Source organism: Streptomyces sp. NPDC096040 (assembly GCF_040303265.1).
Lineage (GTDB): Bacteria > Actinomycetota > Actinomycetes > Streptomycetales > Streptomycetaceae > Streptomyces.
In genome coordinates this window covers 1-1,319 of sequence record NZ_JBEOTA010000103.1, presented here as the reverse complement: position 1 = coordinate 1,319, position 1,319 = coordinate 1, and the positions used below count along the sequence as shown (strand labels likewise).

The following is a 1,319-nucleotide window of genomic DNA, read 5'->3' as shown; positions in this document are numbered from 1 at the left end:
CTGATTCCGTTGGCGAAGTCGCTGAGTGTGGTTGTGGGACATTCGTGACGCTCGCCCACCAGGGGTGGGTGGGGCCTGTGTTGGGGGCGGACTGTGTTGCGGCCGGTGGGTGTGGGGGAGATCCCGGAGGATACGGCTTCGTTGGCTCGGCGGGTGCATCCTCGGGGGACCGATGAGATGCGGGTCCGGGACGCTTTGGGTCCGCTGTTCACGGATGAGGACTTCACTTCGGGCGAGTTCGAGGGCATGTACTCCTCGCTCGGGCAGCCGGGTCTGTCACCGGCATTCCTTCTGGTCGTGACCATCCTGCAGTTCCGGCACAACCTCGCCGACCGTGAGGCCGCCCAGGCCGTCGCGGACCGTATTTCCTGGAAGTATGCGCTCGGCGTCGGGCTGGACTACGCGGGCTTCGACTTCTCCGCCCTGTCGGAGTTCCGTTCCCGCCTGGCGCAGGAGGGCCGGGCCGACCGGCTGCTGAGCCTGATGCTGGAACGCCTCAAGGAGGTCGGGCTGGTCAAGGCCGGCGGCCGCCAGCGCACCGACTCCACGCATGTCATCGCCTGCGTGCGACGGCTGAACCGGATCGAGACCCTGGGCGAGGGACTACGGGCGGCCTTGGAGGAGATCGCCCGGACCAGCCCCGGCTTCATCGTCCCCCTGCTCCGGCCGGGCTGGGACGAACGCTACGGCCGCAAGGTCGAGACCAGCCGCCTGCTGCGCCGCAAGAACGCCTCCGCCGACAAACTCGTCGAACAGATCGCCGCCGATGGCCAGTCGTTGCTGGACGCCATCGACGCCGATCCCACCGCGGCCTGGATGAACCAGTTGCCGCAGGTCACCTTCCTGCGGACGCTGTGGGACCAGCACTTCCACCGCACCGCCGCAGGGCGTCTGCGCTACAAGGACGTCAAGGAACTGCCCCCGGCCTCGGAGCGGCTGCACTCGCCCTATGACCCCGATGCCCGCTACAGCACCAAGGGCGACACGGAATGGGTGGGCTCCAAGGCCCATCTGAGCGAGTCCTGCGACGAGGGTCTCCCGCATCTGGTCACCGATGTCCACACCACCGGCGCCACCGATCCGGACGTCACCGCCACCACCGCGATCCAGGACCGGCTCATCGCCCGGGACCTGGCGCCCGGCGAGCACCTGATGGATGCCGGGTATCCCAGCGCGGACGTCATCGCCGCCTCCGCCCAGCGGGGAATCACCCTGATCGCCCCCATCATCGTCAGCACCGGCCGCAACGCCCGCGCCGGCACCTTCACCCCCGCCGACTTCACCGTCGACTGGGACGCCGGTACCGCCCGCTGCCCGGC

The 1,319-nt window shown here is 69.1% G+C and carries 1 protein-coding gene; it reads left to right on the top strand.

Annotated features, from left to right (window positions below; all coding sequences use genetic code 11):
- Window positions 1-177: 177 nt before the first annotated feature.
- Window positions 178-1,319: transposase (locus ABTY98_RS42185; protein ID WP_352226475.1), on the top strand; the 1,142-nt coding region annotated here is incomplete at its 3' end.